Origin of the sequence: Kluyvera sp. EC_51, assembly GCF_019584505.1 — a bacterium.
Lineage (GTDB): Bacteria > Pseudomonadota > Gammaproteobacteria > Enterobacterales > Enterobacteriaceae > Kluyvera > Kluyvera sichuanensis.
In genome coordinates, this window is the sequence record NZ_VDAG01000008.1 from 1 (window position 1) to 349 (window position 349).

The 349-nt window shown below is 58.2% G+C and carries 2 pseudogenes; both read right to left on the reverse strand.

Annotated features, from left to right (window positions below):
• Positions 1–178: pseudogene (locus tag FHC49_RS03275) on the reverse strand (IS1 family transposase); the annotation flags it as partial.
• Positions 179–236: 58 nt separating this feature from the next.
• Positions 237–314: pseudogene (locus FHC49_RS24565) on the reverse strand (IS1 family transposase); the annotation flags it as partial.
• Positions 315–349: the final 35 nt, after the last annotated feature.

The following is a 349-nucleotide window of genomic DNA, read 5'->3' on the forward strand; positions in this document are numbered from 1 at the left end:
GTCTTCCGGAGCCTGTCATACGCGTAAAACAGCCAGCGCTGGCGCGATTTAGCCCCGACATAGCCCCACTGTTCGTCCATTTCCGCGCAGACGATGACGTCACTGCCCGGCTGTATGCGCGAGGTTACCGACTGCGGCCTGAGTTTTTTAAATGGCGGAAAATCGTGTTGAGGCCAACTCATAAGACGCCCCAGCGTGGCCATAGTGCGTTCACCGAATACGTGCGCAACAACCGTCTTCCGGAGCCTGTCATACGCGTAAAACAGCCAGCGCTGGCGCGATTTAGCCCCGACATAGCCCCACTGTTCGTCCATTTCCGCGCAGACGATGACGTCACTGCCCGGCTGTA